Consider the following 4,756-nt stretch of genomic DNA (forward strand, 5'->3'; position numbering starts at 1 on the left):
AAGCCGTACGCCGACTGGGCTGTGGCCAACGACAGCCTGCTGATCGTCACGACGGACGAGGACGGATTCACCGACGCCAGCAACGGCGTTGCCAATGTCGGCACCGATACGCTCATCACTCAGTACTCCCCTGGCAAGGGTGGCAGCTACATGTACGGCATGGACAACATCACGACGATGTTCTTCGGCCCGAGCAACCGCATCAAGAAGGGCCAGTTCAGCAGTCGTGTCGACCACCTGAATGTGCTGGCCACCGTGCTGGACATGTATGGCGCGCTCGACACCTTCAAGCAGGATTACTACGCCGCGTGGAGCGCGGCCACCCATCCCATCAACGCCAAGTGGGTCGGCGGCACAGACCCCGTGCGGCAAGCCGAGTTGACCGCGCAAGTGGCCAATCTGCTGCCAATTCCGGAATTCCTGGCCTGAGCGGAGCAACGTTGGTCTCCTCGGGCCGGCCTGATCACCACAACGCAGACCCGACGCGTTCTTCCCCGTCTGAAACGGCATGGCCTGAGACGCTGAACACGCCCGCAGGCACACTCCCGCCAGGGTGGCCCGAAGGGTCGGGGCATCCCAACCGGAGACCCGTGCATGAGACTGATGCGAAGCTGGCTGGCGATCCGTCATCGGCCCCGCCTGATGACCGCCTTCGCCGTGGGGGCGGTCGCGTGGCTGGTGCAGCCCACCCTGTGGCCGGAAGGGCCGATCACGCGCTTGATCGTTGCGTGGAACTGCGGCGCGTGGCTTTATCTCGCGCTCGTGGGCTGGATGATGGTGCACGCCGATCCCAAGCAGATCCACCACCGCTCGGCGCTGGAGGCCGAGGGCGCGCGCACCATCCTCACGCTGGTGGCGTTGGCTGCAGTCTTCAGTCTCGGGGCCATCGTCGCTGAACTGGCCGTGGCCGGACGCCCGGAAGTGCCCCACCGCGACCTGCACATCGCGCTGGCTGTGGCCACCCTGGTGTCCTCCTGGGCGTTCACGCAGACGATGTTCGCGCTGCACTACGCGCACGACTACTACCTGAACTTGCGGCGCGGCCAACCCGGCGGCCTGAGCTTTCCGGACATGGAAGAACCCGACTACATCGACTTCCTGTACTTCGCCGCCGTCATCGGCACTTCCGGCCAGACCGCCGATGTGTCGTTCACGGGCCGCGGCATGCGGCGCGTGGGCCTGCTGCACTGCGTGCTGGCATTCTTCTTCAACGCCAGCCTGATCGGGTTGATGATCAACGTAGCGTCGAGCCTGATCCACTAGAAGTGCCCGTCTGACTTGGCCTCGAGGCAGGTTGCACAGACAAGGCGGCCTGTTCCTGGCGCTGCCGACGGCCCGCCGAGGGCTGTGGAGGACGTCGGATGGGAACTTCCGAATGGACTTTGCAGACTCCGGAACCCGACTCCATTTGAATCGATTCCGGAAAGCCCGCTGGCCATGCACTTCGACACAGTCCACGCGTTCAATCCATCGAATTGACGCCATGGTCGGCCGCTTTTCTCGTAATCTGTTCGCATCAGAGGGCAAACCCACCGAAAGGTGGGGACGCAAAGCCTCCGGCCTAAGGCGCGCCAGCGCTACGGTAGCGGGGTCGCCAACAAGTCGCGCGTGCGGCTGTTGATTCAGGTGTGGCCCTCGCCCGTTACCGGAAATGCGAATGGCCCCGTTCAAGTCCTTCCCCCGATTCATTCTCAGCACGCGTCTTGTCGCGAGTTCTTCTGCAGCCGCCGCCATGGTGGCCTGCGGAGGAGGCGGACAGGACAGCAGCCCGGCGGTCGGTGCCACCTCACCGGTGTCGGCCTCGTCGGTGAGCTTCCAGCTCTCACAGGCAGACGCGTCCGCTTCAACCGGTGCAGGCCCCCTGACACTGCCGGCCGATGTGCGCGTGGAGCCGAGTTTCCACGTCGCGCCGGTCGAACTCGATGCGCCCGGCGACATCGACGTGCTGGACCACTCGGCCTCGTCTCGTCAGGCGCCACACACCACCCGCATGCCCGACGCCCTGGCGGGCCTCAACACCCGCGGCCTGACCCTCCAAGGCATCCAGTCGGCCCGCCGCAGCCGTGCTGCCGCAGCGATCGCCAGCAATGGAGCCACCACCGCCGCGCCCTTGGCAAGCAGCAGCGTGGTCGCCACCTACACGCCTGCCCAGGTGCGGGCGGCCTATGGCATGCCCGCGCTGCCAAGCAGCTTCACCGTGCTCAGCGCGGCCCAGGCCGCCCAGTTCGGCGCCGGCCAGACCATCTACCTCATCAACGCCTTCCACAATCCGAATGTGGCCGCCGAGCTGACCGCCTTCAACCAGCGCTTCGGCCTGCCAGGCTGCACCAGCCAGGCCATCCCGGTGGCCAGCGCCTTGCCCATTGCCGCGGCATCGGCGACAGCGGGCTGCGTGCTGTCGGTGGTCTACAGCACAGCGGCCGGCGCGCTGAGCAGCGCTGCGCCGGCCTACGACGCTGGCTGGGCGACAGAGATTTCCCTGGACGTGCAGTGGGCGCATGCGACCGCACCGCTGGCACGCATCGTCCTGATCGAAGCCTCCGACGCCTCCAACGGCCTCACCAATGCCATCGGGCTGGCCGGCAAGATGGGGCCTGGTGTCGTGTCCATGAGCTTCGGCGCGCCCGAAGGCAGCTGGATGGCATCGGTCGATTCCGTCTTCACCGGCACCGGCATGACCTACCTGGCGGCCAGTGGCGACTCTGGCGCAGGGGTCAGCTGGCCGGCCGCGTCGACCAGGGTACTGGCTGTCGGCGGGACGTCCTTGACCTACAGTGGCAGCGGCGCACGGTCTGAAACGGCATGGTCCGGCAGCGGCGGTGGCATCAGCCAGTACATGGCGGCCCCGAGCTACCAGACCAACCAGGTGCCGGGCCTGGGCAGTGTGGCCGGCCGCGCTGTGCCTGACGTGGCCTTCAATGCCAACCCCAGCACCGGCCAGTACGTGGCAGTCATGAGCCTCGGCAGCAGCACAGCCAGCTGGATCAGCGTGGGCGGGACCAGTCTGTCCACGCCGCAGTGGGCAGGCATCGTCGCGACCGCGAATGCCATGCGCGACCAATCGGGCCGCGCAGCCATCGGCCTGTCCCAGCCCACGATCTACAGCCAGATTGCGCTGGTGCCCGGCACGTATGCCAGCTCATTTCTGGATGTGGTCACGGGTGTCAACGGCCCGTGTGCGACCTGTGCCTCCAAGACCGGTTTCGACGAGGTGACCGGACTCGGCACGCCCCAAGTCAGCAGCCTGCTGAGCGTGTTGAGCGGTGCGACCGTCCCACCCACATCCGCTCCCAGCGCACCGACAGTGACCGCGGGCGCGGTCAACGGCAAGGTCGACACGCCGCTGACCTATACCGTGGGCTACAACGCCAGCAACCCGGTCAGGTTCGCGCTCAGCGGCGCACCTGCGGGTCTCGCGATCAGCAACACTGGCGTGCTTTCCTGGGCCAAACCCGTGGCAGGCACCTACACGGTCACCGTTACCGCCACGGACAGCAAGACCACCCTGTCCGGCAAAGCCGTGCTGACCATCAGCATCGCCACCGCTGCCACGACACCACCGACGGGGCCGTCCATCACCGCATCGGCACTGACCGGTGTGGTCGGCAAGGCCCTCACGGGCACCATCACGATCGCCGACCCGGGGGCGACCGCGCTGTCGATCTCGATCAGCGGTGTTCCGCCCGGCGTCTCTTTCTGGCCCAAGGGGCTGGTGCTGACCCTGGACTGGCCCCATCCCGTGCCGGGCACCTACCCGATGACCGTTTCGGTGATCGACAACGCGGGCAAGTCCGCGCGCCTGGCTGTGCCGATCACCGTCAACGCCCGGTGAATGCGGCGGCGGTGGACACCGCATGGCTGGCGTCGTGACGCTCCATGCAGCCCCTTGCGATGAACTCCTCGCCCGGCGTGGCCAGTCAGCCAAGCCTGAGAACACCGTTGGCCTGCACCGCGTCGGCCACGCTCCAGTACAGACGATCCGCGGCGCCCAGGCCCTGCGGATTCCATGCCCCGAGCAGTTCGCGGATCGGCTCCTTCACGCGCGTGAGCACCAGCGCCTTGCCCATGGCCTGCAGCCGCTGATCGAGTTCGAGCAGGCACTCCACCGCCGTGCTGTCGAGGTCCGAACTCTCCTCCAGGCTGAGCACGACCGTCCTCAGGTCATCACGCCCGCGGACGCGGGCCACGACATCGGCCGCGACGCGTTCCGCGCTCGCAAAGAACAGTGGCTCTTCCGGTCTGAGGATCAGCAGGCCGGGCACGGCGACCGCACCCTGGTTGGCATCGAGCACGACAAAGTTGCGCGATGCCCCCAGCTGTCCAAGCTCATGGACCACCGGCTGACTGAAGCGCCGCATGGCGTCGAGTACCGACAGTCCGATCGCGATCAGCATCCCGTGCAGCACCCCGAAGGCCAGCACGGCCAGGACCGCGCCGATCACGAGCAGGCGATCTCGCTTCATGCGCCACACGTCGAGCAGGGGCCGAGGGTTCAGCGCATGCCAAAGCGCATGGATCACGGCCACCGCCAACACGGGCCGCGGCAGCAGGTGCACGGCCGGCAGCGCGAAGGCCAGTGCCATGCCGATCACGCCAAGAGCGATCAGACCAGCCCACCGGCTGGTGGCACCCGCTCCGGCGTTGGCGGTGGTCGCAGAGAAGCCCGCGCCAACCGGCATGCCCTGCAGCAACCCGGCTGCGATGTTGCAGGCGCCCAGCACCATCAGCTCGTGGTTCGCATCCAATGAGTCTCCAT

The 4,756-nt window shown here is 67.0% G+C and carries 4 protein-coding genes and 1 riboswitch; of the genes, 3 read left to right on the plus strand and 1 reads right to left on the minus strand.

What is annotated here, in order from left to right; all coding sequences use genetic code 11:
* From AB3X43_RS19150 to AB3X43_RS19160, 3 genes are all read left to right on the plus strand, one after another.
* Window positions 1–429: hypothetical protein (locus AB3X43_RS19150; protein WP_369431469.1), on the plus strand; the 429-nt coding region annotated here is incomplete at its 5' end.
* A 165-nt stretch (window positions 430–594) separates the two neighbouring features.
* Window positions 595–1,263, plus strand: a complete 669-nt coding sequence (locus tag AB3X43_RS19155; RefSeq protein ID WP_369431471.1) for a DUF1345 domain-containing protein — start codon at window positions 595–597, stop codon at window positions 1,261–1,263.
* 249 nt (window positions 1,264–1,512) lie between these two features.
* Window positions 1,513–1,599, plus strand: a riboswitch (cyclic di-GMP riboswitch).
* 58 nt (window positions 1,600–1,657) lie between these two features.
* Window positions 1,658–3,832, plus strand: coding sequence for a peptidase S53 (locus tag AB3X43_RS19160; protein ID WP_369431472.1), 2,175 nt, complete (start codon window positions 1,658–1,660; stop codon window positions 3,830–3,832).
* An 85-nt stretch (window positions 3,833–3,917) separates the two neighbouring features.
* Here the strand turns inward: AB3X43_RS19160 and AB3X43_RS19165 are convergent, their stop codons facing one another.
* A complete protein-coding gene (locus AB3X43_RS19165) occupies window positions 3,918–4,745 on the minus strand; it encodes a SulP family inorganic anion transporter (protein WP_369431473.1) in 828 nt (275 codons plus the stop codon).
* Window positions 4,746–4,756 lie beyond the last annotated feature (11 nt).

The organism is Sphaerotilus sp., assembly GCF_041083715.1.
In the GTDB taxonomy this organism is placed as follows: domain Bacteria; phylum Pseudomonadota; class Gammaproteobacteria; order Burkholderiales; family Burkholderiaceae_C; genus Sphaerotilus.

What these genes read in the sequence shown, in the direction of transcription:
- AB3X43_RS19160 (WP_369431472.1), top strand. Translation starts at nt 1,658, where the DNA reads ATGGCCCCGTTCAAGTCCTTCCCCCGATTCATTCTCAGCACGCGTCTT.
- AB3X43_RS19155 (WP_369431471.1), top strand. Translation starts at nt 595, where the DNA reads ATGAGACTGATGCGAAGCTGGCTGGCGATCCGTCATCGGCCCCGCCTG.